General features: G+C 44.3%; 22 protein-coding genes. 10 read left to right on the forward strand and 12 right to left on the reverse strand.

Annotation, left to right across the window (positions count from 1 at the left end):
* Positions 1–61 precede the first annotated feature (61 nt).
* Positions 62–6,271 (forward strand): T9SS type A sorting domain-containing protein, encoded by a 6,210-nt coding sequence (locus tag VIN08_RS17210; protein WP_331967527.1) that lies wholly within the window; start codon positions 62–64, stop codon positions 6,269–6,271.
* A 49-nt stretch (positions 6,272–6,320) separates the two neighbouring features.
* On the opposite strand, the gene VIN08_RS17215 is transcribed toward VIN08_RS17210, so the two are convergent.
* The gene (locus tag VIN08_RS17215) at positions 6,321–6,764 is read right to left on the reverse strand and encodes a type I restriction enzyme HsdR N-terminal domain-containing protein (protein WP_331967529.1); all 444 of its coding nucleotides are present in this window, start codon (positions 6,762–6,764) and stop codon (positions 6,321–6,323) included.
* 142 nt (positions 6,765–6,906) lie between these two features.
* Between VIN08_RS17215 and VIN08_RS17220 the strand changes: the two genes are divergently transcribed.
* Positions 6,907–7,677 carry an AMP nucleosidase gene (locus VIN08_RS17220; protein WP_331967531.1) on the forward strand — a complete coding sequence of 257 codons (771 nt, stop codon included), beginning with the start codon at positions 6,907–6,909 and terminating at the stop codon, positions 7,675–7,677.
* Between the two features lie 48 nt (positions 7,678–7,725).
* On the opposite strand, the gene VIN08_RS17225 is transcribed toward VIN08_RS17220, so the two are convergent.
* Positions 7,726–9,069: an MFS transporter gene (locus tag VIN08_RS17225; protein ID WP_331967533.1), complete on the reverse strand. Its 1,344-nt coding sequence runs from the start codon at positions 9,067–9,069 to the stop codon at positions 7,726–7,728.
* 7 nt (positions 9,070–9,076) lie between these two features.
* Positions 9,077–10,093 (reverse strand): LacI family DNA-binding transcriptional regulator, encoded by a 1,017-nt coding sequence (locus tag VIN08_RS17230; protein WP_331967535.1) that lies wholly within the window; start codon positions 10,091–10,093, stop codon positions 9,077–9,079.
* A 158-nt stretch (positions 10,094–10,251) separates the two neighbouring features.
* On the opposite strand from VIN08_RS17230, the gene VIN08_RS17235 reads away from it, so the two are divergent.
* Both VIN08_RS17235 and VIN08_RS17240 read left to right on the forward strand, forming a co-directional pair.
* A complete protein-coding gene (locus VIN08_RS17235) occupies positions 10,252–10,860 on the forward strand; it encodes an RNA polymerase sigma-70 factor (RefSeq protein ID WP_331967537.1) in 609 nt (202 codons plus the stop codon).
* Positions 10,861–10,958: 98 nt separating this feature from the next.
* The gene (locus tag VIN08_RS17240; protein ID WP_331967539.1) at positions 10,959–11,195 is read left to right on the forward strand and encodes a hypothetical protein; all 237 of its coding nucleotides are present in this window, start codon (positions 10,959–10,961) and stop codon (positions 11,193–11,195) included.
* Here the strand turns inward: VIN08_RS17240 and VIN08_RS17245 are convergent.
* From VIN08_RS17245 to VIN08_RS17265, 5 genes are all read right to left on the reverse strand, one after another.
* A complete protein-coding gene (locus VIN08_RS17245; protein WP_331967541.1) occupies positions 11,174–12,469 on the reverse strand; it encodes a HAMP domain-containing sensor histidine kinase in 1,296 nt (431 codons plus the stop codon). The genes VIN08_RS17240 and VIN08_RS17245 overlap by 22 nt on opposite strands.
* On the reverse strand, positions 12,466–13,140 hold the full coding sequence (locus tag VIN08_RS17250; RefSeq protein WP_331967543.1) for a response regulator transcription factor: 675 nt from the start codon (positions 13,138–13,140) through the stop codon (positions 12,466–12,468). Before VIN08_RS17250 ends, VIN08_RS17245 begins: the two co-directional genes overlap by 4 nt.
* A gap of 12 nt (positions 13,141–13,152) precedes the next feature.
* On the reverse strand, positions 13,153–13,989 hold the full coding sequence (locus tag VIN08_RS17255) for a ThuA domain-containing protein (protein WP_331967545.1): 837 nt from the start codon (positions 13,987–13,989) through the stop codon (positions 13,153–13,155).
* A gap of 113 nt (positions 13,990–14,102) precedes the next feature.
* Positions 14,103–14,912: an AraC family transcriptional regulator gene (locus tag VIN08_RS17260; protein WP_331967547.1), complete on the reverse strand. Its 810-nt coding sequence runs from the start codon at positions 14,910–14,912 to the stop codon at positions 14,103–14,105.
* 103 nt (positions 14,913–15,015) lie between these two features.
* The gene (locus VIN08_RS17265) at positions 15,016–15,900 is read right to left on the reverse strand and encodes an oxidoreductase (protein WP_331967549.1); all 885 of its coding nucleotides are present in this window, start codon (positions 15,898–15,900) and stop codon (positions 15,016–15,018) included.
* Positions 15,901–16,502: 602 nt separating this feature from the next.
* Between VIN08_RS17265 and VIN08_RS17270 the strand changes: the two genes are divergently transcribed.
* Positions 16,503–19,487 carry a PAS domain S-box protein gene (locus VIN08_RS17270; protein WP_331967551.1) on the forward strand — a complete coding sequence of 995 codons (2,985 nt, stop codon included), beginning with the start codon at positions 16,503–16,505 and terminating at the stop codon, positions 19,485–19,487.
* Positions 19,488–19,532: 45 nt separating this feature from the next.
* Complete coding sequence (locus tag VIN08_RS17275) at positions 19,533–19,952, forward strand: hypothetical protein (protein WP_331967553.1); 420 nt, start codon at positions 19,533–19,535, stop codon at positions 19,950–19,952.
* A 68-nt stretch (positions 19,953–20,020) separates the two neighbouring features.
* Here VIN08_RS17275 and VIN08_RS17280 read toward each other — a convergent pair whose 3' ends face one another.
* Positions 20,021–20,665 (reverse strand): family 16 glycoside hydrolase, encoded by a 645-nt coding sequence (locus tag VIN08_RS17280; protein ID WP_331967555.1) that lies wholly within the window; start codon positions 20,663–20,665, stop codon positions 20,021–20,023.
* Positions 20,666–20,785: 120 nt separating this feature from the next.
* Between VIN08_RS17280 and VIN08_RS17285 the strand changes: the two genes are divergently transcribed.
* The 3 genes from VIN08_RS17285 to VIN08_RS17295 all read left to right on the forward strand — a co-directional run bounded on the left by VIN08_RS17285 (position 20,786) and on the right by VIN08_RS17295 (position 23,298).
* Complete coding sequence (locus tag VIN08_RS17285; protein ID WP_331967556.1) at positions 20,786–22,069, forward strand: hypothetical protein; 1,284 nt, start codon at positions 20,786–20,788, stop codon at positions 22,067–22,069.
* Positions 22,070–22,144: 75 nt separating this feature from the next.
* The gene (locus VIN08_RS17290) at positions 22,145–22,834 is read left to right on the forward strand and encodes a DUF2461 domain-containing protein (protein WP_331967557.1); all 690 of its coding nucleotides are present in this window, start codon (positions 22,145–22,147) and stop codon (positions 22,832–22,834) included.
* A gap of 269 nt (positions 22,835–23,103) precedes the next feature.
* Positions 23,104–23,298 carry a hypothetical protein gene (locus VIN08_RS17295; protein WP_331967559.1) on the forward strand — a complete coding sequence of 65 codons (195 nt, stop codon included), beginning with the start codon at positions 23,104–23,106 and terminating at the stop codon, positions 23,296–23,298.
* Between the two features lie 110 nt (positions 23,299–23,408).
* On the opposite strand, the gene VIN08_RS17300 is transcribed toward VIN08_RS17295, so the two are convergent.
* Both VIN08_RS17300 and VIN08_RS17305 read right to left on the reverse strand, forming a co-directional pair.
* Entirely contained in the window at positions 23,409–24,191 is a 783-nt protein-coding gene (locus VIN08_RS17300; RefSeq protein ID WP_331967561.1) for an alpha/beta hydrolase, read from the reverse strand.
* Between the two features lie 189 nt (positions 24,192–24,380).
* The gene (locus VIN08_RS17305; RefSeq protein WP_331967563.1) at positions 24,381–24,779 is read right to left on the reverse strand and encodes a helix-turn-helix domain-containing protein; all 399 of its coding nucleotides are present in this window, start codon (positions 24,777–24,779) and stop codon (positions 24,381–24,383) included.
* A gap of 255 nt (positions 24,780–25,034) precedes the next feature.
* On the opposite strand from VIN08_RS17305, the gene VIN08_RS17310 reads away from it, so the two are divergent.
* Positions 25,035–25,634: an FMN-dependent NADH-azoreductase gene (locus VIN08_RS17310; RefSeq protein ID WP_331967565.1), complete on the forward strand. Its 600-nt coding sequence runs from the start codon at positions 25,035–25,037 to the stop codon at positions 25,632–25,634.
* A 58-nt stretch (positions 25,635–25,692) separates the two neighbouring features.
* Here the strand turns inward: VIN08_RS17310 and VIN08_RS17315 are convergent, their stop codons facing one another.
* Positions 25,693–26,217, reverse strand: coding sequence for a DinB family protein (locus tag VIN08_RS17315; RefSeq protein ID WP_331967567.1), 525 nt, complete (start codon positions 26,215–26,217; stop codon positions 25,693–25,695).
* Positions 26,218–26,266: the final 49 nt, after the last annotated feature.

The following is a 26,266-nucleotide window of genomic DNA, read 5'->3' on the forward strand; positions in this document are numbered from 1 at the left end:
TATATATACCCTTTACTCCTAAACTGCTATAGTTTTAATCAACACCCTTATTATTCAAGTTATGAATAATTTTACCCGTAGATTTGTATTTCTCTTTACGCTTCTTGCTGTCGGATTTTCCGCTTTTGCACAGGAACCCTCGTCATACCCGACAAGCTTTGCCGCTGCAACACAAGATGGCACATCCATCAAACTTACCTGGGTAGGCTCTACCGGTATCAACCTGCCCAGTAATTATCTTATACTGGCCAGAGTAGTACCCGGTGGTACATTTACTACACCCTCTGATAACACTTCTGTAGCTGATGACAGCGACCTGAGCGATAACCTCGGTGCGCAAAATGTAACGGCGGCTACGCTTACCTATACATTTACCGGGCTCGCTACCAATAAGGATTATGAATTTGTAATATATCCCTATAAAACCGGGGGCGCAACGGATCCTAATTTCAAAAATTCAGCAGGAGCTCCAACGATTACGGCTTCTACCAAAGTGCCTACTGTTACCAGCCCGACCGTTACAAGCATTGCCGAAGTCTCTGCTATACTGGGAGGCAATGTTACTTCAAACAATGGCAATGCACTCACAGCACGCGGGACAGTATGGAAAACCAGTGCCGGTGTAACCGCTACTGACAATGCAACTGCTGAAGGAGGCACCGGAGTGGGTACTTTTACGCATACACGTAATGCACTTCCTTCGGGAGTTAAAATATACTATGCTGCTTATGCTACCAACGTAGCGGGCACCGGTCTTTCTCCGGAAGCATCGTTCTTTACATTCTCTACTGTGCCGGATGCTCAACCGGGTACAGTTACAGCAACAGCAGTCAGCAGCAGTCAGATCAACCTTACGTTTACAGCTTTCAATACGATAGGCAATACCAACGGGTATGTTATCTTACGCAGAACAGGTTCTGCACCGGCAACTACCAGTGTGCAGGATGGTGTCGCTCCCGGCTCGCTTGCATTAGGCACCAGCACATTGGTAACCACTATTACAAATGGTGCTACCACTTCGTATAATGATACAGGTTTAAGCGCCGGCACAAACTACTACTACGCGGTTGTTCCATTCAACTGGAATACTACTGATCCGGAAACCTACAACTATAAAGTAGGAAGTGGTTTTACTGTCGATAATGATATAACCTTCTCTGCTTCTTCGGATATAATTCTCAATGGAGGTACTACTGATGCGATCGACTATCGCACCAAGCAAGGCACTTCTTTAACCAGCAACGGAAGTAACAGTATAAGTCTTGCTACTCTTCAGATTCGTGATGGCGGAAGCGGAACAGATGTGGATAACGTAGGCACCAGATTAACATCACTCACGATACAACTGACCAACAATTCTTTTGTACGACAAATTGGTATCTTCGATGGAGGCACTCTTATCGGCAGTACAGAACAAACTGTTTCAGGCTCAACGGTAACATTCAACTTATCGGGATACGATCTGTCTGCAACGGACGGAGGTACCAACAACTTTACTATACGCGCTACATTTCAGCAAAACGTAACGGATAATCAACCGGTGCATGTAACAGTTACCAATGCTGTAGCCGGTAATAGTGCTGGTGTAGGCTCCGGGTTTGGAGCTGCCAATGCCGGAGGCGCAACTACTTCAACCGTAGTACCTGCTACAAACCTGATCGATGTAGATGCTACAACACTTGCATTCCTGGCCAATCCTCCGAATACTCCAACTGCTACAAACTTTAGTCTTACCGTAAGAGCGGTAGACTCCAGAAATAATGTTGATTTGGATTATGCCGAATCCGTACAACTAACAAGTACACCGGCATCCGGAACATTAACAGCGGGCGCTCAGTCGCTAACGCCTACCCTATCTGCCGGAACATTTACCTGGACGCAACTTCAGATTGATAAAGCGAATACGTATACTCTTAAAGCATCGGACGGGAACTTGCTGGATGCTTCCGGAACGGTGGTCATAACCAGTGCCGGTGTTACTATCACTAAACCTGCACCGTTGAGTCTTTGCTACGGAGGTACTTACCAGCCCTTGGGCAATATTGTTATTAAAGAAACAGACCCCAGCGATTTTTCCGGTAGCGGAACCGTTACATTCTCGCTCGCACTTCCTACCGGATTTGAATTTGACCCGACAGTAACAACAGCACCAACTGTTTCCGGTTCAGGATCGGACATTACTGCACTCTCTGCCTTGAGCTACCAGGGATCAAACATCGTACAGTTCAGCTATAATGTTAGTGGTACATCAAATATCAATACACTTACTATTGCCGGTTTGAAAGTTCGTTATCCGGGTAGTACAGCACCATCCGGTGGTTCATCCATCACACGCATCGGTGGTGATGCCCAGGTATCCGGTGATCCTATAGGAACTGTTCACGGAACCGTAACAGCCTCGTTAGGTACTGCTCCGGCAAGTTTAGGATTTACTGTATCGGGCGATGCACTGGTGAACCCGAACGAAACACGCTTTAATAAAAATTCAAACCCGGTAAGATTGGATGGTTCACCTTCGGGAGGTACGTTCTCAGGAACGGGTGGTGTTACACAAAGTGGTTCTGACTACTACTTCAATCCATCTTTACTTTCAGCCGGTAACTATAATATTACCTATACCTATACCGATCCTTCCGGTCAGAAATGTTCCTTTACCTATACCAAAACTTTTGAAGTGTATGTCACGAACATTACCAACCTGCAATTGCAGTATTGCGATAACGATAATGCATCGCCAACACTTTCCGTAAGCCCAACCTATATTTCTTCGCGCTACCCGGGATATGTTTTCGATCATTTTGTATACTACGACTATAGCGTTGGCCAGGTAGATATAACGACTCCTGCAAACAATATCTTCGATCCTAAACTGGCTGCTTATCAAAGTGTATATGCCAATACAGAAGCTGTCTATGGAAACTATGGTATATGGATCGGATTTGTGGTAAGACATTCTGTGCTCACAACACTCACATCAGTAGAGTGGCAGTTCGTTCAGATCAAACGCGCACCTACGGTAACTTTCCCGATATCGAAAACATTTTTCTGTGCAGATGAGTCGCCCGCTATATTTACCGGCTCACCTGCCAACTCGAATACTACTGCGAACGACTTCTTCACTGCCTCCGGCGGGCAGCAAACTTCTATTACTTCCGGTGGTAACCCCATCGTGTGGACGTTCAACCCGGCAACTGTTTCAGGTATAACTCCCGGCTCACCGGTAAGTTTCAATGTTACCTATACCTATACAGACCCTGCTACGGCCTGTAGCAATACATCGGCAGCACAGATTATCACCGTAAGTGCTCGTCCTTCTATTGTTCCTACCGGAAATATCAGTCCGGGAACATCGGTACAAATATGTCAGGGTACAGCATTGCCTAACTTTACTGCCACCACTAATGCGGGTACATCCTATACCTGGTATTCCAACAATCCTCCTACCAATATTGTAGGAAGCGGAGATGTATTTACGCCTCCTGTAAGCAACCTGATTGCCGGTACCTCTAATTTTTATGTAACGCGCAGCATCAACGGATGTGAAAGTACACAAGCGCCATTGCAACTTACTGTAGTGGTTAATGCGAGCCCTGCGGCACCGGTCTCTGACTTCAGCCGAGAGTATTGTGTTAATCAAAATATACCGAACAGTGATCTCGTAGTTACCGGTACCAACGTGCGCTGGTATAATGCCAACAACGGTGCTTTTATAATACAAACCAGTAACCCTACCGCTGCCAGCCTGGGTATAGATAATACGGTAGCCAATACCTATTCATTCTTCGCTACACAAACAGTAAACAGTTGTGAGGGTGCGCCTACTAAAATTACCATCACGGTGAAGCCACTGCCATCGCTGGATATACTGGCATCGATCACCGATGTAAACAAGATCTGTATCACCGGAGGTGCCGTGATATTTGAAGCACGCGATCAGGGTTTACCGGCACCGAACGGAACATGGTCTGGCACCGGAGGTATAGGCTCTGCGTTGGTTCCGAATCCACCCGCGGGAACGGTGCAACTTAACCCTGCGCTGTTACCACCCGGAGGCTATACGCTGCACCTGGTATATATGAATCCATCAACAAGCTGCTCTAACTCGAAAGACCTGCCTATAACATTGCTGCCTACTATAAATCCTTCCGTTACGGTAGGAACGGCTTGTAACGGATTCCCGGTAAGCATCACCAATAACTCGGCTATTGTTCCCAACGGTTCGCCTACTACGATCGCCAGCACAGCCTGGGTATTTGGTGATGGTGCTTCGCTGGTAGCCGGAAATGGTGCTGTGCCTGCCGGTACAAATACAGGAAGAACTACCGGAACGTATTTCAGTCCGAATCACATCTTTAGCGGGCTTGGTAACTTCCTGATGCAATATACCATGACTACTTCCGATGGTTGCGTAGTAACTCCTCCGCAGATCTCGGTAACGGTTAATCCGAACCCGAACTCTAATTTTGCATGGGCGAATGTATGTTACGATGCTGCCAGCGGATCGAACACAAACTTCCTCGCGGCTACTTCCAATATACCGGATGCCAACATCCAGTCATACGCATGGAACTTTGCCAAGAACAACGCACTGACTATTGGTTCCGCTACGGGTGGTAAAACGCCAACGGTAAGTTACTCATCTATTGGTACAGACTCTGTGCAGTTGATCGTAACAACTACGGCTAATTGTAAGGATACAGTACAGAAGCCGGTATATATAGTTCCTTCTTACCCTGCTATTACGGAAGACAACTCGTATACTCAAGGCTTTGAAGCAGGCACCGATGGCTGGATTGCCGGTGGTACCAACTCATCATGGGCGTGGGGACATCCTGCAGAAACGATTCAAAGCCCGGGTAAAGTTTGGGATACCAACCTGACTGGTGTGAGTAACACCGGAGAGCAATCGTGGGTGTTGAGCCAGTGTTTTGATTTTACACAATCGGAGAAACCGATCATCTCATTCGACATCTGGTCGGATACGCCATCGGGTAATGATGGTGCTGTGCTACAGTATAATGAAAACGGAAATATAGAGAACGATAATAACTGGACTGTTATAGGGCAGATTGGCCAGGGTACTAACTGGTATGACGAGAGTGGTATATCCAGCAGCCCGGGTAATCAGTCTGCCAACGATGTGGGCTGGACCGGTATATATGGTAAATGGAAGCGTGCTACCTTCAAGCTCGATAACCTGATCGGTAAATCGAACGTGGTGTTCCGCATTGCCTTTGCCAGCAATCTGCCGAGAAGAGATGGCTTTGCTTTCGATAATGTATTTATAGGCGAACGTACCAGAACAGTTTTGCTGGAAAGCTTTACGAACTCATCGGCCGGTGCCAATACCAAAGCACACAACGATATATTCAGTGCCTTCTCAGTAAACTCACCGGAGATTGCCAAAGTTGAATTTCATACCGCCTTCCCGGGTGAAGATCCGTTGAATCGTGCTAACGTAGAGATCAACAATTCGAGAACCGCCTTCTATGGAATTACAGCTGCACCGGCATTCGCGCTCGATGGTACGATTGTAAATACACTGGCTGACCTTACTCAGCTCTATAACGACCGTGTACTTACTCCTTCACCGTTGCGCATCGCGATCAACCTGGTGAAAGACGGAGATGTAGTGCGTATCCATACAACGCTCACCAATTCATCGAACGATGTAGTCGCTGCTGCAGGTATTAATGCATTTACCGCTATTGTAGAGAAGACTATAACGGATGCCGCTTATCTTGGCAGCAACGGTGATACGCAATTCAATTTCGTAGCCAAAGAATTACTGCCAACAGCAGCGGGTATAAAACTTACGCAAGACCTCAATCCTGGCGAAAGCTTTGCACTGCCGGAAGTTGTGTGGAGCGATCGGAACCTGCTTGCCAGTGGCAACGGTGCGGTTGTTGTATATGTGCAAAGTATAGTAGGTGGTAATAAAAATGTATACCAGTCGAAAATCGTTGATGCAACCGTGGAGCCCGAACTGGTAACCGGTATAGAACACGGACTTGCTTCGCAGATCAGTGTTTATCCGAACCCGGCACGTGGCACCATCAACATTCAATTACCGGAAGCAGCCAGGTATAGCATGCCGGTAAATCTGCTGGATGGCTTTGGTCGTGAAGTATACTCGAATGCTTTTGCTGCCGGAGAAAAACAGAAAGCGATCAACACCACCAACTATGCAGCGGGTATCTATATACTGCAGATAAAAGCTTCTAACGGAGAATTGGTTCGCAAAAAAGTTGTACTCGCAGATAATCCGTAAGATATACTGAAGAGATTAACAGAAAGGCCGTCCGCAAGGATGGCCTTTCTTATTCGTATACCGGCATGGCGTCCAGCGCCTGCGTTGTGTTGGCCGACCAGTCGGTGCGAAAGTAAAAATGATGCAGGCCGTTGGTCACCACCAGAAAGTTTGCCTTTAGTGTAGCGTTATAGGTAGCAGCCTGGTGCAGCGTATGTTCGCTGATGGCAACATCGGGGGATTTACATTCGATTACCATCCACGGTTTACCTTCACGATTAAATACAACAATGTCAGATCGTTTGGCGAGCTGATTATACGAGAGCCCGCCTTCTACTTTGATCAGCGCCTTCGGATACTTTAACTCCTGTATCAGGTAATGTATAAAATGCTGGCGCACCCACTCTTCCGGAGTTAACACCAGGCGTTTCTTGCGAAGTATATCAAAGATCCACCACTTGCCATCGGCCTTTGTTACCTGGTATTCAAATGATGGAAGATTGAGTTGAATCATAACAGCAAAGAAACTACATTTTGATCAGAAACGTTTGTTACAAAAAGCGCGTGTTGCCGAATATAGTCCTAGAAGAAAGGATCATCCAAAATTCAAACTATATAGCGTCATCAATCGCGAATGATTTGGTACTTTTAGAAATATGAAAACAAAACAAGAAATAGTAGAAAACTGGCTTCCCCGTTACACCGGTCAGGCGCTCAATCAGTTTGGAGAGTATATCCTGCTGACCAACTTTGATAACTATGTAAAGATGTTTGCCGAGTGGCACAACACGGAAGTGATTGGCCAGGACCGCGCCATGCTCAGTGCAACGGCCGAAGGCATTACCATCATCAACTTTGGTATGGGTAGTCCGAATGCTGCCACGGTAATGGATTGCCTCAGCGCTATACAACCCAAGGCTGCGCTCTTCCTGGGTAAATGTGGCGGACTAAAAAAGAAAAATGACATTGGTGATCTTATCCTTCCAATCGCTGCTATACGGGGTGAAGGTACATCCAACGATTACTTTCCTGCAGAAGTGCCGGCACTGCCTTCGTTCGCTTTGCAGAAAGCTATATCCACTACCATCCGCGATTACAAGCAGGATTACTGGACGGGCACCGTATATACTACTAACCGAAGAGTATGGGAGTGGGATGAAGAGTTTAAAGAATATCTGCGGAAGATAAGAGCACAAGCTATCGATATGGAGACTGCCACAATTTTCAGCACCGCGTTCTATAACAAGATTCCTGCTGGAGCATTACTGTTAGTGTCTGATCAACCAATGGTTCCGGAAGGAGTAAAAACAGAAGTGAGCGATCAATCCGTTACCCGAAAATTTGTAGAGCTTCACCTCAAGATCGGAATCGATTCACTCCGTCAGCTTATCAACAATGGTGTTACCGTGAAGCACCTTCAGTACTGATCCGGTACTATTCACGAATATATATACCTGCCACCGGAAGTAAAGCGTTTATATACGTTGCTTCCGGATCTCTGCGGAATTCACGGTATATAAAATTATCATCCCGATAACAAAGTATAGTCCGAGGGCCAGTGCGCTATAGCGCATGCTTCCGGTTATATGGTCGATAAAGCCATACGAAAATGTTCCAAACACAATCGAGAGGTTATAGGTAACATCGTAGAAGCTGAAGTAAGAAGCATGATCGTTCGTATCGCGTGGTATAAGTTTCGAATATGTTGCCCGCGAGAGCGATTGTATACCTCCCATGACCATACCCACAACAAACGCCAGCGCATAAAACTGGTAAGCATTTACCGTGAGGTAAGCCCCTATACATATACCGATCCAGATGATGATCATGGTGCTGATCGCAAAGCGGTTTCCCTGTGACTGCGACACCCTGGCGAACAGCCACGCACCGATTGAACCCACCAGTTGGATAATTACTACGGTAGCAATCAGACTTCCGGTTTCCAGGTGCAGCACATCGGTGCCGAACAACGTAGCGAGATACATAACCGTTTGCACGCCCATGTTGTAAAAGAAAAATGCAGCCAGGTATCGCTTCAGGTCCTGCTGGCTCTTCAGGTTTCGCCATACCATACGCAGTTCTTCATATCCTTTTGTCCAGATGTTGCCGGTAGGTTTTCTTCCGTACGGATTCTCCGGAAGTATAGCAAAAGGTATCATGGAAAAACCAATCCACCACACACCCACCAGCAGAAACGAAAAGCGTGTAGCCTCACCGTCATTGGCAAAACCAAAAGGTTCAAAGTTCAGGATCATTACTGTGCAGATCACCATGAGTATAACACTGCCGTAATATCCCATGGAGTAACCACGCGCACTGGTTGCATCAAAACGATCTTTACTGACAATCTCGGGAAGAAACGCATCGTAAAATACAAGGCTGCCGGAATAACCTATACTGGCCAGTATAGAACAAGCTATACCCCACTCCAACATATCTATACTATCAAAGAAATATAGCCCTATGCACGATAAACTTCCGAGGTATACAAAAACCTTCATAAAAGTTTTCTTCTTGCCGGTATAGTCAGCCGCACCCGAGAGTAATGGAAGTATAGCCGCTACTACCAGAAACGAAAACGACAAAGCATACGAGTATAGCACGGAGTTTTGAATGGTGAACCCCAGGAACTGCACCTGGTCACTCCCATTCGTTACAGCTACTGCTTTATAGTATATCGGGAAGATAGCCGTAGTAATAACCAGCGAGTATACCGAGTTGGCCCAGTCGTACATATACCAGGCACGTACAGTTTTCGGGTTGTTTAACTGTGCAGCAACACTTACTCCATTCATGGCATGGGATGTTAAATCATTCAAGATACAATTATTTTACTTGCGTGGACTCGCGGATAACGAGTTTGCTTTTCACAATCCGTTTTTCCGGTTTCATATCCTGGTGGCGGATGTGGTTGATCAATATCTCGGCAGCACTTGCTCCGATATCGTGAGCCGGATGATCGATGCTGCTAAGCGAAGGCTCTACAAAACGACACAGGTTTTCGTTGTTAAAGCCCAGCACCGCTACATCGTTTGGAATGCGCAAGCCATTCTTCTTCATCATGTGCATCATCTCAATGGCAGCATAATCGTTAATGGCAAATATAGCATCCGGACGCTGCGGTAAATTAAGCAGGTAACGTGTATACTCTTCTACTTTATCGCTGCGATAATAAGCATGCACAATGTTGGAATCTTTTATCTGCAGGTTATGCTTGCGTAAGGCATCCAGATATCCGTTCAACCGGCCGCGACTATTCTGTAAATGTTCAGGCCCGGCTACAAATGCTATGCGCTGACAGCCTTGTTCAATGAGGTGCTCTGTTCCTTCCATCGCCACTTCATAATTATTCGTTACTACCTGCGAAGCTTCTACATCTTCAAACACGCGATCGAAAAATACCAGCGGTATACCTTTTTCCGTCAGTGAAGTAAAGTGTTCAAAACGATCTGTCTCGGTTGAAACAGAAACAATAATACCATCCACTCTGCTGGATACTAAAGAATGAATGTTCTTCTTCTCGGATATATAGGACTCGTTCGATTGGCAAATCATTACATTCATGCCCGCCATCTCTGCTTGCTTTTGTATACCGCCAACAGCACGCGCAAAGAAGCGGTTGATGGTTTCAGGAACGATCACACCAATCGTGTTGGTTTTTTGCTGCTTGAGATTTATAGCCAGTGTGTTGGGTTCGTATTGCAACTGACCGGCCAGATCAAGAACCTTCTTTTTGGTTTCCGGATGTATATCGGAGCGACCGGCCAGTGCGCGTGATACGGTTGACTTGGAAATGCCCAGCATGCGGGCGATGTCTTTGATCGTTGTTACTTTCTTCTGCATAAAGTGCCTGCAGGAAAATCAGGATTGGGTTAAAGATAAAAATTTTTCGTTCCCGTTCCCGGGAACGGTCTCGGAAAAATATTTTCGAAAATATACGTATGACCGCATGAAAGTTTGAAAAAAAGACGAAAATTAGAACAATCAATCGATTTCGTAACATGGATAAGTCTCTAACCAAAGTAGTCTCCGGTTCGGCACTCCCTCTAAATTTCCCGGGAAATTCATCCAAACAGTTTGATATAGACCTGTTGATGGAGCGCGTTCTCCGGGAGAATGATTACCTGGCATTTCAAAAATTATTTAACGGCATGTATACTCCGCTCTGCATGTTCTGTGTAAAGTTCGTGCAGGTAAAAGAAGTAGCCGAAGAGTTGGTGAGCGATGTATTCTATACTATATGGAAGAATCGTCAGCAAATCGAGATATCATCTCCCAAAGCTTATCTCTTCACAGCAGTGCGCAACAGGGCCTTCGACCATCTGCGCAAGATCAAGAAGACTGTATGGTGCGACCTGGAGGAAGCCACGCAAATGGCAACCGAGATAGCCGACAGCCAGGAGTTACTTATTCAGCAGGAATTTAATCGTCATGTAGAGAAATCCGTAGCACGACTGCCACGCCAGTGCCGATTGATCTTCGAAATGAGCCGCGAACATGGATTCAAGTATAAAGAGATCGCGAGCGCCCTTAACATCAGCATCAAAACCGTAGAAACACAAATGAGTCGCGCGCTGAAGCACCTGCGTGGTTCCTTGCAAACTACCTGACGTTCCCCCAAATTCTTTACAGAAAATTGAAGCTATAGAACCTTTTCAAATAAGGGTAATCCAAAACTAAATTCGTCTTTTCATAGTATACAGCTTCGATGAAAAGACTCAACGAGCAGGATTGGTCTCTTATTAGCCGTTATCTTAACGCAGACGTAAGCGAGCAGGATATGGCGCAACTTGATTCGATCTGGGCGGAGAACCCTGCTCTCAAATCAAGGATCGATGCGTTATGGCAAAGTAAAACTTCCACCAGTTTCTCTCCTGAGGATTTCGATGCCATCAAAGCTTTTCAAAAACTGCACGAGCGTCTTCAGCGCGAAGACCTGATCTGATCATCAAAATATACTATAAATGAATGCCGGTCATCGGTATAGCTATAGCGAATGGTATAGCCGGCATGATCGCAGATCTTTTTCACAATAGCCAACCCCAGGCCTACACCTTTACCGGGTTTACTCTGCTTGTTGAAGCGCTCAAAGATACGCTCCGGAGCAATGATTAAGGGTTTACCACTGTTGGCTACCAACAACTGATCGGCAGAAAGTTTTACAATTACTTCTCCATTCTCATGGGTGTGATGATATGCGTTACCCACAAGATTGGTAATAAGAACTTCTACCAGCACCCTGTTGGCATATAGTGTGCAAGAGTCAATCTCGTGTTTGGCATGAATGGTTATGTTTGATGTAAGCAGACCAAAGTTCTCGAGTTGTTTGAGCATGATTGGTTTTAAGTCTATCATCTCCCGCTCAGGGAACTGATCATTTTCAATCTTAGACAACAACAGCAGGTTCTTGTTCAGTCTTGATAGTCGTTGATTGGTTTCGAGTAAATCTTTTACCAGTTCAGCCTGCTCTTCGGTTAACTGCCTACTCTGCATCAGTGAATCAAGCTTTACCTGAAATATAGCGAGCGGTGTTTGTAGCTCATGCGAAGCATTTTCAATGAACTCCTTCTGCTGTATGAATACTTGTTTATTACGGTCTGTCAATTGCCGCACGGCATTGTTCAAGTCATCAAACTCAATGATCTCCGTTTGCTCATACTCAAACGATTCATTCTTATCCAGTTCATAAGCTTTCAGCTTGGTAAGTGTTTTATAGAACGGTTGCCATATACGCTTGGAGAGTGAACGGTTTATCAGGATCATACCAATAGTAAGCAACATTAAAAGCAACGCCACAACGGTAACGATAGCCGCCACCAGGTCATCATTATCCAGAAGCGACAAGCGGGTGGTGAGTAAATACGGATGTCCTTTTACAAGAATACTGGATTGCAACTCGCGATAAGGTTTTGTTTCCTGATCGAGGCTGTCATAAATAAATACCGTGCTATACTGCATACCACTTCGCGGGAAAGAATCCTGCACGATATCCACATCATACGACAGTTGTTCAAATACCTGCAAGTCAAATTCAAGATCATCGAGATATTCGAAACTCTTGATGTGATTGACAAACTGATCATGATGTGTAAGCAATGTTTCATCTACCTCCTCCTCCAATAAAGTATGGATAGCCAGGAACGAAATAGGAATCGTAACCAACACCAGTATAAATGAATATAACAGGAAGTTTCGTAAACTGAAATTCAGCAGCCTCATGCCGTAAATTTATAGCCAAGTCCGTAAACTGTTTTTATATAGTCGGCACAACCTGCATCGGCAAGTTTCTTCTTCAGGTTCTTCATGTGCGTGTAGATAAAATCAAAGTTATCCATAAAGTCGGCATCATCGCCTGTAAGATTTTCTGCGATCGCGTTCTTCGATACCACGCGATCTTTGTTGGCAACCAGAAACAGAAGCAGATCAAACTCCTTGCGGGTAACAACGATCGGTTTGTTATTCACCGTTATAGTCTTGGCTGCCGTATCGATCCTGATCTCGTTAAACTCAACGATGCTGGAGCCACTGAACTGCCGTCTGCGAATGATCGCCTGCACACGCGCTATCAACTCCGCCATGTGAAAAGGCTTTGCCAGGTAATCGTCTGCACCGAGATTTAATCCAACCACCTTATCATCAATAGAATTTTTTGCCGATACAATGATAACACCGTTCGTTTTACCAATTCGTTTCAACTCTTGCAATATCTGAAGACCGCTCCCACCGGGTAAAGATATATCGAGCAGTATACAATCATAGTCGTGCGCCACAACCTTATCCATAGCCGTCTCATAATCATTTGCCTGCTCGCACAAATAATTTTCAGAACGCAAAAATTCCGCCATGCTATCCGCCAGCTCCATCTCATCTTCTATAATCAATACCTTCATCTTTTCGGGTCTTTATTTCTTCTTTCCCAACCACAACAAAGCATCTACAATCATCTGATCCTGTATAGCATTACCAAACGTAAGTGATAATTCTTTATTGGTGCCGTGTTCATAATCTATATCGTTGTGCCCCATGTTCAAATATAGCATCCTATATTTCGTATTCGTCCACACTACCGGGTAATAGCCGCTGTGCCATATCTCGTGTTGTTTGGGTCCGGTGCCGAGCGGAAAACTGGCCGGGTCTATCGAGAGCAATATTTTGATGTCATGGTTTTTCGTGAGATCTTTTTCCCAGCTATACCATTCGCTGGGAGACGACTTGAATGTTGCCGGTAAATGCTGTGTGACCGGATGTTTTTTATCTTCCACTTTTAATATAGCAGACGTTGGTCGCCAGGTATTTCCTTTGTACTGCCCCGCTCCTATAAATTGATTGTGGTACCAATCCCAGTTCTGCGGATAAGCAGAGGGTGTAAGCGCAAAACCGGCAAAGTGAAAACCGATCCATCCGCCACCATGCTCTATATATTTTTGAAAAGCCACACGTTGTGCCGCAGAATCCGGACGTGTATCCAGAAACACTACCACCTGGTAACGCGACAGGTATTTCTCATTCAGGTTATCCCAATTGTTAGTGGAGTCATAGGTAAAATTATACTTGCCTGCCATAGCAGCAAACCACTTGTTGGCTTCGTGCACAAAGCTGATGTGCGCCTGATCCTGTTTAGCTGTATAAAATCCTACAACATGAAAGGTTGAAGAAGGTTGTGCCCATGCATCAGAGAACAACACACACAACACACCGAGTAAAATTATGCGAGTAAGGCGCTTCATGGATATAGTCATAACTGTTTTTAGATTGATCGAATTTAGGTATTTAATCCAATTCAGCAGGGAAAGTAAAATAAAAAGCCCCGAAAAAATCGAGGCTTTGGTTATACGGTATAAACTTGTTGCTATCAGATTCTCGAGGGTGCCTTGCCATACATTTTTTTGAAGGCAAACGAAAAGTGCGACAGATCCTGAAACCCCAACTCAAGATATACTTCCGAAGGTGCAGCGCCCTTTTCTTTGATCAGGTAATGTGCCTCCTGTAATCTTCGTTGTTGCAACCACCGGCTGGGAGAACTGTGAAAGATCTTCTCAAAGTCGCGCTTGAATGTAGCTAGGCTTCTGCCTGTGAGATATGCAAATCGTTTCAACTCTACATTGAAATGAAAATTACGATTCATAAATGCTTCCAGGTCGATCTTGCCCGGATCGGTAAAATCAAACAGCACATTCTTCATCTCCGGATTTACCTGCAGCAAAAGCAACACTGCTTCTCTCATCTTCAACGACAACAATTTATCATTACCGGGTTGTTGCAGTTGCTCATAAGGCCGCAGCGAATTCATATAGCTTTCATATAGTATATCCGACTTCAGCGGTACAATTACGTCATCGGCCGCTGGTCCATCAGCTTTATAGCCATACTCCATACCAATCTCCCGCAGAGCTTCCTGATCCAGGTAGATGGATACTGATTTGAACTCTCCCTGCGCTGGTGGCAGTTTGGTAAATTTTACCAGCGAGTTTCGCTTGCAAAAACGAAAATCTCCCGGGTTGAACGTATGCACCTTGTCTCCATCGTTCAGGAAAAGTGTACCCGTCAATTGGTAACTGAAAACATGTTCCTTTACAAACTGCTCTCCCTCATGGTTACGGGTATAATAGCAGGAATATACTATAGGTGCAGACTTGCTGACCTTGTTTACTGCTTCAGGCATATATCAAATATATAAATACCAACAGAATAGCGAATCGTTATTTATGCCAAACACGCCAGCACCGTTAGCAACCGCTTATTGTTTGTTTGATTAGCAAAGTGTTTTATCCTTTTTGTGGAACAAATGCTTTTCCTTCTGCGGTTTCCAGGAAATTTACCGCGTTGTCGTGGTCGGTGGAAACACTCACATTCATCCACTGCTCCAGTTCGGCACCTCTCGCCTCATTCGCCTGCTTTAACATACCGATGGCTTCACTACCCAACACCAGATGTACAGGAGGCTTCGGGTGGCTGGCCAGATCAACCATTACTTTCGCAGCTTTATCCGGATCGCCCATTGGTACATAAGCGCCTTTACGCAGGAAGTTCACTACAAAATCAACTGTAGATTCATAGCCTTCTACGTGCTCGGTAAAGGTCATGGAAGCACCACCCCAATCGGTGCGAAAACCTCCCGGCTCTACCGATGTTACATATATACCCAAAGGTGCCACTTCTCTGGCGAGTGCTTCACTAAAACCACTCAAACCAAATTTAGCAGCCTGATACATGGTAAGACCAGGATTACCGATGCGACCGCCTATAGAACTGATCTGTAGTATACGGCCAGCTCGCTGCTTGCGCATATAGGGCAACACCGCGCGAGTTACTTCAATCGGTCCATACAGATTTGTTTCTAACTGACTGCGCACTTGTTCATCGGTAAATGCTTCGGCTGCTCCTGTTATACCAAAGCCTGCATTGTTTACCAACACATCAATTTTACCAAAGTGTTTTATACCTTGTGCTACAGCAGTATGTATCTGTGCTTTATCGGTAACATCCATTGCTGCCGGGTAAATCTGTTCACCGAATTTCTTCACCAGGTCACTCAACTGCTCAGGCTTGCGCGCTGTTGCAATCACGTTATCACCACTGGCTAACACGGCCTCGGTCAGGCTTTTTCCCAATCCGCGGGAACTGCCTGTTATAAACCAAACTTTTGTCATTGCGTTTTTGATTTTTGTTTACACAAAGCTCGGCAGTAACCTTCCTCTTAACTTTGCTAAAAGGCTCAAAGTTCATTTGTTCAAACGCTCACGCGAATTTTTCTTATAGCATACCCAAGACCTGTAAACAACAGCACTTTTCTCTTTGTTATAGAAACGGAAACCAATAGCATACTATCGCTGCCAGGTATATATCATTTGTGTCTGCCTTCAGCAATTACCTGCGCTTCTAAAAAATGCCGGGTTCCTTGCAGAAATTGATTTTAAAGTAGTAGATTTATTTACATGCCGGATGTATAGGAGAGATTATTAGCATTATCAACCAGTCTCTTCAGCCGCCCGGCACCCTACCTCCTGCCTGCTCATCCTTTTGCCGACAGCGGGGTATATATATAGTTTTGGCTGAACCCGCTGACTTCAGAATTTGCCGGCACGTTGACGTGAGATACATCCCAGGAAGCCGGCGACAAGCTAAAAATAGTTACTGGAAATTTTCAACGTTGATGTTACGATGATATCGCTCTGCTTCCCTGCTCATCCATCTGTAGCCGCCATCTGTCCGGATACGTTGAGGACAAACCTGATTTTCAAAAAGACTCGTTATGAAAAGACAAAACACGCTCATCCGTTTCTCATCTTTTATAGCTGCAGTAGCATTGGCTATTATAACGGTATCCCTATACGTTCTTTGGCTTGTGGGAGGCGATGATATAGGCCAGCAATTAAGTGAAATACAAGCCAGTAGTATATTACTCACGCGGCTTCAATCTTCGCAGGTAGCGCTGACGGAAGGCGTTCAGGAAAATATACTCCGGAACCTGACCATGCAAACCCAGGACTTAAAGAACAGCCTGACGAAATTTTCAAAAGATAAAAACCTGCCCGGTATATATGAAAAAACAGAAACGCTGTGGAGAGATATTTCGGCATTAAACGATGCACATTCCGAATTTAAAAAGCAACTGAACTCCACTCCGGATTCTCTTCGCGCTATAGCACGATCCGATTTTGATAAGCGCTTCGCAGCGATTCTTACTCACGGTACCACAACAGCTTTATCGATAGAAACAGCTTTGAAGATCTATACACGCTCACTGCGCGATGAGCAGAGCACACAGATGGCTTCATTAAAAAAAACTTCCTGGCTATTGTTCCTGGCACTTGTTAGCGGATTTGGCGGAATCGGTTATCTCACTTTCAAAAAGCTGAACGCCAATGAAAAGTACCGGCAGGAGTCGGAAGAGAAATTTGCTCATGAAAATGTACGCATGCAAACTATGACACGATTTGTCGAAGCTATAGCAAGTGGCTCGTATAGCCAGACCGTTGAGTTTGAAGAAGGCGATCATCTGACGCAGATGATGGCAGAGATGAAAAACAAACTACAGGTGTCATCGGAATCGGATCGTAAACGCAATTGGGCAAACGAAGGTATGGCTGAAATTGCCAAGCTGCTGCGTGACTCTACTACTGCCGAGATACTATATTCCAACGTAACACGCTTCGTTGTTAAATATACCCGCTCCAACCAGGCCAGCCTCTTTGTACTAAACGATGAAAACAAGGACAACATTTACCTGCAACTGGTAAGCACGTATGCCTACGATAAAAAGAAGTTTGCTGAAAAGAAATTTGAATTGGGAGAAGGACTCGTAGGACAAGCGGTGCTGGAAGGCCAAACGGTATATCTCACACAAGTACCGCAGCAGTATATCCGGATCACTTCAGGGTTGGGTGAAGCTCCGCCTACAGCAGTAATTATTATACCGCTTAAACTGAATGATAAAATATATGGTGCTATAGAAATGGCTTCGTTCCATCCGTATGAAGCATACGAGATTGAGTTCCTCGAAAAATTGGGAGAAGGTATAGCATCTTCTATTTCAACAGCACAGGTAAATGATCGCACCCGTGCATTGCTGTTGCAAAGCCAGCAACAGGCAGAGGAATTGAAAGCACAGGAAGAGGAGATACGCCAGAACATGGAAGAGCTCACGGCTACACAAGAGGAAATGAGTCGTAAAGATATGGAGATGACCGGGCAGCTCAACGCGATCAATAATACTATGGCAGCGATAGAATTTAGTCTGAATGGTGTTATCAATTCTGCCAATGAAAAATTTCTGCATACAATGGGCTATACGCTGGATGAAGTGAAAGGAAAACATCACCGCATGTTTGTAGATATAGCGCTTGCTGACAGCCGGGAGTATAAAAAATTCTGGGAAGATCTGAGAAGCGGTATAGCACAGATCGGAGAATTTCAGCGCATCGGTAAACATGGAAAAAGTATATGGTTAAGTGCCAGCTATACGCCTATTCTTAATCAGCATGGCGATCCTTACAAGATCATCAAATTTGCACAGGATATAACCGAACAAAAAATTAAGGCGCTCGACTTTGAAGGGCAAATAAAAGCTGTTAACAATACTATGGCTTCCATTGAATTTACACTGGATGGGAAGATCGTTACAGCCAACGAAAAATTCCTCGCTGCCATGGGCTATACATTAAGTGAGATCAAAGGGAAATACCACCGCATGTTTGCTGATGAGAAATATACCCAGAGCCTGGAATATAATCAGTTCTGGCAGGAGCTTAACAACGGCATATCGCAATCAGGAGAGTTTAGAAGGATTGGTAAAAATAAAAAGGAAGTGTGGCTCAATGCCAGTTATACTCCTATATTGAATATTAACGGCAAGCCCTATAAGATCGTAAAATTTGCACAGGATGTAACCGCAATTAAGCTGAAGTCGCTCGACTTTGAAGGACAGATCAACGCTGTAAATAATACCATGGCTTCTATCGAATTTACACTGGATGGTAATATTGTTACTGCCAATCAAAAATTTCTGGATACGATGGGATATACCCTTGACGAAATAAAAGGAAAACATCATCGCATGTTTACCGATGCTGCACATGCCGGCAGTTATGTGTATCATAAATTCTGGGAAGATCTGGGGAAAGGTATATCGCAGTCAGGTGAGTTCAGAAGATTGGGTAAAGATCACAAGGAAGTTTGGCTCTCTGCCAGCTATACCCCCATCAAAGATATTGATGGTCGTCCATATAAAGTAATCAAGTTCGCGCAGGATATAACCGCTGTTAAACAGAAGACACTTGATTATGAGGGGCAGGTAAATGGTATACGAAGATCAAACGCTGTCATTGAATTTGATATCCGGGGAAATATACTCGATGCCAATGAGATGTTTGTGGCGGCTATGGGATATGAAACGAAGGAGCAGATCGTTGGCAGGCATCACAGCATTTTTGTTACCGATGAAGAAAAGCAGTCGGCTGAGTATAGAAAGTTTTGGGAACGCCTGGCTCATGGCGAATTTTTTACAGGAGAGTTTGTACGAAAAAGAGCAGACGGTTCTGATATACAAATACGCGGAAGCTACAACCCTATATTGGATAGCCAGGAAAAACCCTGTAAGGTCATAAAGTTTGCGCAGGTTATCGGCCAGGAACAAAACATCCTGGTGAAGGAAGCACAAGACAGACTCATACAAAAACTGAATGAACAGGAAACGAAGAAGAACCGTGTGAACACACACAATCAACCCGATGTGTGATTACAACGAAAGCCTGGATAAGTGTGTCTAAATAGAAAGCTCACTATGAAAACGAGGTTTTATATACTTATCCTTCTCTTTGCGCTTTGTTGCTGCGAGAGTAAAGACACGGAGTTAACCGCTTCGCGAAAGGCAGCTGGTTTTACCGGTAACTGGACGATTGAGCAGGTATATGCCAATGACCACTGGGGTGGCCCGCTCACCTGGAGAAATACCGACTGGGGCAAGCAGATCAAATTCACAGCGGATGAATACTACGAAAAAACGAACGGCACTTTTCAATTGATTGGCTCGTATAAAATAGTTTCCGATACCGAAATTGAGATCACATTAGATCCTCCTGTACAGGATTTCCCAACCTATACATTAGGCTATACTTTTGAAGAAGATGGCACACTTACCTTGCGAAAAAATCAATTTGAAGGTGTTGTGGCCGAACGATACCGGTTTAACGCAACGGAATAAGTCTGGCAAAAGAAATACAACGGTCCGTCTAGACAAAAAACGGACCGTTGCGGCTATATATACCTATACTACATAGCCGGTGTGATCTTCAAATTGGCGAATGAGCCGTTCGAGGTCACTCCTGCCCAGAAGCCAATTCTTCCGGTTCTATTCTCGTTCAGACTTTCAACTTCCAGGCTTGGCTTGGCAGAATTGTTCACATATACCCTGATCAATTTACCCTGTACGGTGATCTTTACATGAAACCAATCGTCCGGGTTCGGAACAGGATTAACTTTGCTCTCATATTTGCCGGGAGAATCTGCGCGGAGTTTATCCCAGGGATAATCGGGCATAAATACATACTGTACCGATCTTGGCCTGCGCACCGTGTCCGGATTCATAAAATTAAACGGACGGAAATAAATCACCTCATACTTTTTATCTTCCGTTGCATGAAATGCTGCACCAACAAAACTCTGCTGCGGCACATTTCTTCCTTTCACATCAAACTCGATGGTGCCGTTGGAGAATTTATAGTCTTTCAACAACATATAACCATCACTTTCGGCTTCGCTGAATTGAATAACTTTTTTTCCATTCTCTGTAGTAGCACTCACATTGCGACCTGTTACATCCCACAATTTCAGGTTATGCAAATCAGGTTGAAAAGTTTGTGCAACCGCTAAAAGATTAACAGCCAGCAACAGCATAAAACTTAAACAGTATTTCATAAGCATTTTTATTTTTGGTTTTTGGATTGAAGTTTCGAACGCCAAAATTCCTGCAAAAGGATTGTTTTTCGTTGTTCAAGTTCGTGCCAAATCCGTACAAGCCTATACCATTGTTTTACTATGACCAAAAACGGAGAAGAATCAGAAGTTACCCGATGCCTGTTGCTGATCGAATCTCAACTCGGTTGGGGCGCCAGCGAACAGTGGGTAAACTATGATTTTGAAAAACTGAGCGACACTATTCACGAAAGTACCGGTGTGCGGTTAAGTATAACAACGCTGAAACGCATTTGGGGAAAACTGAAATACGACAGCGCTCCAACGCTTACCACACTAAATGCTCTGGCCAAATTTGCCGGCTATACCGATTGGCGCACATTTAAACAGCAAGGTAACACTTCTGCTACAATAGAAGTGGATGAAGTACAACCCGCTCCGGTTCAGGCAGCCACCGTACGCAAGCATAACACGCGTTACTACTGGTTATTGCTGTTGATTCCGTTCGCGCTCCTGGGGTATGCACTGATCCCTGCCAGGTATAAAATAAAAAACTATACGATCGACAGCAATCTATACTCTTTCCGTGCAGACAAGATGGTAACAGAAGGTGTACCCAACTCGGTTGTGTTTCATTATAATGCTGAAGCTTCTCCTACCGATTCTGTTTTTATAGCGCAGACATGGGACCTCTCCCGGAAAGTACGTGTACCCAAAAACAAAACGGCACACTCTGCTATCTACTATTACCCCGGCTACTTCCGTGCAAAACTTCTGATCGATACCATTGTTGTAAAGACGCATGATCTCTGGATTACTTCCGGAGGATGGTTGTGCCTGGCAGAGAATAATCCTGTGCCGCTATATTTCACACAGGCAGAATGTATAAAAGACAGTATCGTAGAAGTAAATGAAAGTATATTGAAGAAATACAATCTCTCACTTCATCCGAAAGCTCCGCGTATTCGCTTTTTCAATCAGCGTAACCTGGGCGATCTGATGAGCGACAACTTTACGTTTGAAACCAAACTGCAAAGTGACTTCAATGAAGGCACCAATGTATGTCAACCCGTACAGGTATTGATTCAATGCAAAGACGATATAATTATTATACCTTTTTCTGCCAGGAGCTGTGTTGGCGATCTGCAATTAGCGTTCTGCGGAACTTATGTCACCAGTAAAGATGCTGACCTCTCCAGGTTTGGAGCCGACCTCACTCAATGGACTAAACTTCGGATAGAAACCGTTAACAAACATACTACGATCTATATCAACGATCAGAAAGCATACTCATTTACATTCCCCAATGACGCAAGCAACATTGTAGGCATACAATATCGTTTTAATGGTGTAGGAGCTGTAAAAGATACCTGGTTTGAAAATAAAGGCAAGGTTACCCGGTTTTAATTTACCAGGCAGGCAAACTTTTTTCTATATACTTTTTGTTACGGCTATACTCTATACTCAATAATCTATCACAACGTGAGCAATCCGGTTATCAACAAATCCACTTTTGATTTTTTAAAGAAGCTTTCTGCAAACAACGATCGCGAATGGTTCAGCGAGCATAAAGCACAATATGAACTTGCCAAAGAAAATGCCGAAGCATTTATGGATGCACTCATCGCGAAGATGAATACTCATGATCAACTGGAAAATCCTTCGGGGAAGAAGAGCCTCTATCGCATCTACAATGACGTACGCTTCTCAAAAAACAAAGCTCCCTATAACGCCCGGTTTGCCGGTTACCTGAAACGCTCCAAACCTTTGTTGCGCGGTGGATACTATATTCGCATAAAACCAGGAGCTTCGCGTATAGCCTGTGGATTTATGAATCCTAATACTGATGACCTGAAACGTATACGCGAAGATATAGCAGCAAACTATACCGACTGGAAAAAAATACTGAACACCAAGAGCATCAAACAAAACTTTGGTGGTATGCAGGGCGAACAGGTAAAGAGCGCACCACGCGGTTTCTCCAGCGATGATCCCGCTATAGAACTTCTTCGCTATAAACAATTCTGGTTCGAGCACACATTTACCGATAGCGAAGTAATGGCACCAGACTTCCTATTGAAAGTAAACAACACCTATAAAGCCATTCGCCCGTTCTTCGATTACATGAGCGATCTGCTCACAACAGATTCTAATGGTGAATCGCTGTATTAGCGATTCACCCAAAAATATATTTTTATTTTTTTGACTCCTTCCAGAATCGACTGACTACCTAAACAGAGGGAGTATACTTTCTAAATATTTCCCCGTTCACTCAGTGATTATGCTATATATTTTTTTGATGTGTAGTAATATACATTTATATACCCGGATATAGGCGTTGGCAGGGATTGGAAAATCATTCGGTACTCATTTACTTTTGAAAAAGATCTTTTTTGGCGGAGCGACCAACGCCTGCTAATTATTATTCAACGCAACTATATATGATGAAACGAAAAATAACAATTCTAATTCCCCTCGGTATTTGTCTCATCGCTTCTGCAATTTCGTGGGTACTGATCGTTACTGGTATAACCGGAGAAAAAGAAACCTGGCGAGTAATTTTCAGCTCTGCTGGATTATTGGGGATTCTGTTTCTTACGCTATGGCTCGGCAAAAGAATTTACAAAAAGGCGTAAATATATATCAAAAAAAATGGTGAAGGACCTTAATGAATGCCCTCACCATTATAAGAATAGAAACGTACTAACCTTAAACGTTAAACCTTAAACCTGGCACCTCAAAGCATCTACTGCTTCGCCAGCCACTCCAATATATAGTCGGCATCTTCCTTCCAGGTAGACTGCCCCACCACGTAGTGATTTCTTCCTTTAAACTCTTTATAGTCCAGAACAGAGCCGTTCTTTTTATACCGTTTATAGTTACGAAGATTGAGGTGAGCGGGTATAATGGTATCGAGGTCGCCCGAAGTAAGAAGAAGCGGTACATGCGGTTTATCGAAGTCTACCTTTGCAGCACTGGTTAGTCCGCCACGTGCTACAGTTTTCGATTCAGGTATAGTATTCTGTTCATACGCTTCCAATTGTTCTTCGAGTGGCATCTCATTGACAAAAGCATATTGCCAGTCTTTAAACGACATCAGGTAGGTCTTCTTTAGCGAAGTGAAAAGTCCTAACGCTTTCCATCCTGCTTTTAAAAATGAAAACTCATAGGGAAATACACCCAGTGGCGGAACTGAATGTATAGCAACACCGGCCGCTGCAAGATCGCGATTCACAATGATCTGTGTCATCAGTCCTCCCAACGAGTGGCCGATCACAATGGGCTTCTCCGGAAAACTTTTTACAATACCGGCATAATGATCCACCACTTCGCTGAGCGTAAGCGTGGCAAGATCTATATCATTGGGCTGGCGTTTTCTCAATACATCCGGAGGAGCATCTTTAAACGGCCAGGGAGGAGCTACACATGTATAGCCTTTACTTTGAAAGTATTCGATCCAGGGATTCCAGCCGAGGTTGGTAACAAAGGCACCGGTAACAAAGACGACATTTTTAGTTTGGATGGCCATAACAAAGGGGATTTGGGTAAGTAAATTTCAACTCCCATTAAGTTGACCAATAAATAGTATAAAAGCGAGAAACGGGCCGATTAATTACGGATATATACCCGGATCAAATAACATGCAACGTTTGCGAGAAGCAACGCAGGTCACGCCTCGTCTACCATTAGACAAGATATACCTTGTGCAGGGTATATATCAGGCTACCTTCGACAACTGCTGCTCGGCAATGGCCTGGTTCCGAATGCGCTCGCGATGCTGCGTGCCCCATTTATTCAGCGACTGCAACACCTCGTGGAGGGAATCTGCATACTCGGTAACTTCATATTCCACCATCACTGGCGTTGTTTCCGTATATACATTTCGTTTGATAAAACCATTCATCTCAAGATCCTTCAATTCATTTGAGAGCACACGAGCCGAGATGCCTGTTACCTTGCGCTGCAATTCATTAAACCGCTTGTTACCTTCTGATAGCGCGATGATAATTCGCAGTTTCCATTTTCCTCCGATCACGTACAGTGCATCACCCACTGCGTTTAGTGCGGCAGTACATTCTGCACTGGAGAGAGGACTGTTAGGTTTTAATCCTGGCATATATAGTTTATGGTTAAGTTACCTGAAGGTTAGTACTAACCTTCTGTTCACTACTAATATTTGCATAGCAAAGGTATCTATTTTTGTAACACCAAAGCGCGAAAAAAGCGCTGTCATGACACGCAAAAGAATTTAAAGGTCGAATACACTATTCGAACGGTAAAGCTTTGATCAGCCCTTATAACAATTCCTCTGTGGTTACGCAGCGGCTGTTCTGCTTGTGCCATTTCGGAAATAAAACTCAACTAAAAAGTCATGAAAAACATATTGCATATAGTTTCAAGTCCACGCGGAGAAGAGTCGAACAGTACATTGCTGGGAAATACGATCATTGAAAAATTATTAAAAGAAAATCCCGGAAGTAAAGTTGTTGTGAACAACGTGATCGATAAAAATTATAAACCACTGCAGTCCGTTCACGTTACGGCTTACCGGTTGCCTGATGATAGTCAAACAACCGAGCAACGCACAGCACTTCGTGATTCAGACAATGCGGTAGCCGAGTTATCAGAAGCAGATATAGTTGTCATCAGTTTGCCTATATATAATTTTGCTATACCGGCTATATTAAAAGGCTGGGTAGATCATATTGTTCGGGGAGGTAAAACATTCAGTTACCAGACCGGCAAAGCAGAAGGTCTGCTGAAAGGCAAGAAAGTATATTTAGCAATTGCCTCAAACGGAGTATTCTCGGAAGGCCCGCTGAAAGCTATCGATCATGCAGAACCCTACCTGCGATTCATACTCGGCTTTATAGGCATCACCGATATAACTACCTATAGAATCGAGGGAGCCGGCATTCCGGGGGTAATGGAAACGGCTGTACAAAAAGGATTGGAAAGTGTACTGGCATAAGTATATATACTGTTGGGCTTTGCTATACAGGCAGAGCTCAGCAGTAAGTATATACCTGTTATTGACGTTGCAAGCCGAAATCAAACCGTTCGTGAACAACTCTTTTCATTAAGCCCAGTTGTCCGCAGTGCCACATGGTGTGTTTTACATTCCAGTCAAGTGCTTCGAATTTATTACTGGCCACCGGATGCGGCACAGGAGTAGGCACCAGTGGATGCTCCAGATCATCAGGTGTTAATGATTGAATGATCTCGATCGAACGCTGCTGTATAAATTGCAGGTGATTATGCAATTGCTCCGGACTTGCTTTACCCACCGATTTCTTCGGAATGCCATGGGTAAAGTATTGATCATACTCCCGCATAGGCACCTGCTGAAGTATATCTTTTTGATGCCCGACTATTACCATAACTGCGTGGAAGTAGTGACTCAGCACCAAATGGCCTACCTGCCAGCTTATGTTTGACTCAATGATCTCCGGTGTATTCTCCCATTGATTATACGGAACAGGGCTTATCAGTCTATTCAGCCAATTGTAAGCATCCTGTGTTTGTCGGGCAAGAATTTCCACCGGTGATTTCATATCGTACAGTAATTGTATTAAATCACTAATCTATAAGATAATTTCAATT

This window comes from Ohtaekwangia sp., assembly GCF_036568665.1.
Taxonomy (GTDB): domain Bacteria; phylum Bacteroidota; class Bacteroidia; order Cytophagales; family Cyclobacteriaceae; genus Ohtaekwangia.

Excerpts from the sequence above, each read along its gene's own strand:
- VIN08_RS17260 (WP_331967547.1), bottom strand. The coding sequence starts at position 14,912 with ATGCCTGAAGCAGTAAACAAGGTCAGCAAGTCTGCACCTATAGTATAT.
- VIN08_RS17230 (WP_331967535.1), bottom strand. The coding sequence starts at position 10,093 with ATGCAGAAGAAAGTAACAACGATCAAAGACATCGCCCGCATGCTGGGC.
- VIN08_RS17215 (WP_331967529.1), bottom strand. The coding sequence starts at position 6,764 with ATGATTCAACTCAATCTTCCATCATTTGAATACCAGGTAACAAAGGCC.
- VIN08_RS17250 (WP_331967543.1), bottom strand. The coding sequence starts at position 13,140 with ATGAAGGTATTGATTATAGAAGATGAGATGGAGCTGGCGGATAGCATG.
- VIN08_RS17315 (WP_331967567.1), bottom strand. The coding sequence starts at position 26,217 with ATGAAATCACCGGTGGAAATTCTTGCCCGACAAACACAGGATGCTTAC.
- VIN08_RS17245 (WP_331967541.1), bottom strand. The coding sequence starts at position 12,469 with ATGAGGCTGCTGAATTTCAGTTTACGAAACTTCCTGTTATATTCATTT.
- VIN08_RS17295 (WP_331967559.1), top strand. The coding sequence starts at position 23,104 with ATGATGAAACGAAAAATAACAATTCTAATTCCCCTCGGTATTTGTCTC.
- VIN08_RS17220 (WP_331967531.1), top strand. The coding sequence starts at position 6,907 with ATGAAAACAAAACAAGAAATAGTAGAAAACTGGCTTCCCCGTTACACC.
- VIN08_RS17255 (WP_331967545.1), bottom strand. The coding sequence starts at position 13,989 with ATGACTATATCCATGAAGCGCCTTACTCGCATAATTTTACTCGGTGTG.
- VIN08_RS17235 (WP_331967537.1), top strand. The coding sequence starts at position 10,252 with ATGGATAAGTCTCTAACCAAAGTAGTCTCCGGTTCGGCACTCCCTCTA.
- VIN08_RS17280 (WP_331967555.1), bottom strand. The coding sequence starts at position 20,665 with ATGAAATACTGTTTAAGTTTTATGCTGTTGCTGGCTGTTAATCTTTTA.
- VIN08_RS17265 (WP_331967549.1), bottom strand. The coding sequence starts at position 15,900 with ATGACAAAAGTTTGGTTTATAACAGGCAGTTCCCGCGGATTGGGAAAA.
- VIN08_RS17240 (WP_331967539.1), top strand. The coding sequence starts at position 10,959 with ATGAAAAGACTCAACGAGCAGGATTGGTCTCTTATTAGCCGTTATCTT.
- VIN08_RS17275 (WP_331967553.1), top strand. The coding sequence starts at position 19,533 with ATGAAAACGAGGTTTTATATACTTATCCTTCTCTTTGCGCTTTGTTGC.
- VIN08_RS17300 (WP_331967561.1), bottom strand. The coding sequence starts at position 24,191 with ATGGCCATCCAAACTAAAAATGTCGTCTTTGTTACCGGTGCCTTTGTT.
- VIN08_RS17270 (WP_331967551.1), top strand. The coding sequence starts at position 16,503 with ATGAAAAGACAAAACACGCTCATCCGTTTCTCATCTTTTATAGCTGCA.
- VIN08_RS17210 (WP_331967527.1), top strand. The coding sequence starts at position 62 with ATGAATAATTTTACCCGTAGATTTGTATTTCTCTTTACGCTTCTTGCT.
- VIN08_RS17285 (WP_331967556.1), top strand. The coding sequence starts at position 20,786 with ATGACCAAAAACGGAGAAGAATCAGAAGTTACCCGATGCCTGTTGCTG.
- VIN08_RS17305 (WP_331967563.1), bottom strand. The coding sequence starts at position 24,779 with ATGCCAGGATTAAAACCTAACAGTCCTCTCTCCAGTGCAGAATGTACT.
- VIN08_RS17310 (WP_331967565.1), top strand. The coding sequence starts at position 25,035 with ATGAAAAACATATTGCATATAGTTTCAAGTCCACGCGGAGAAGAGTCG.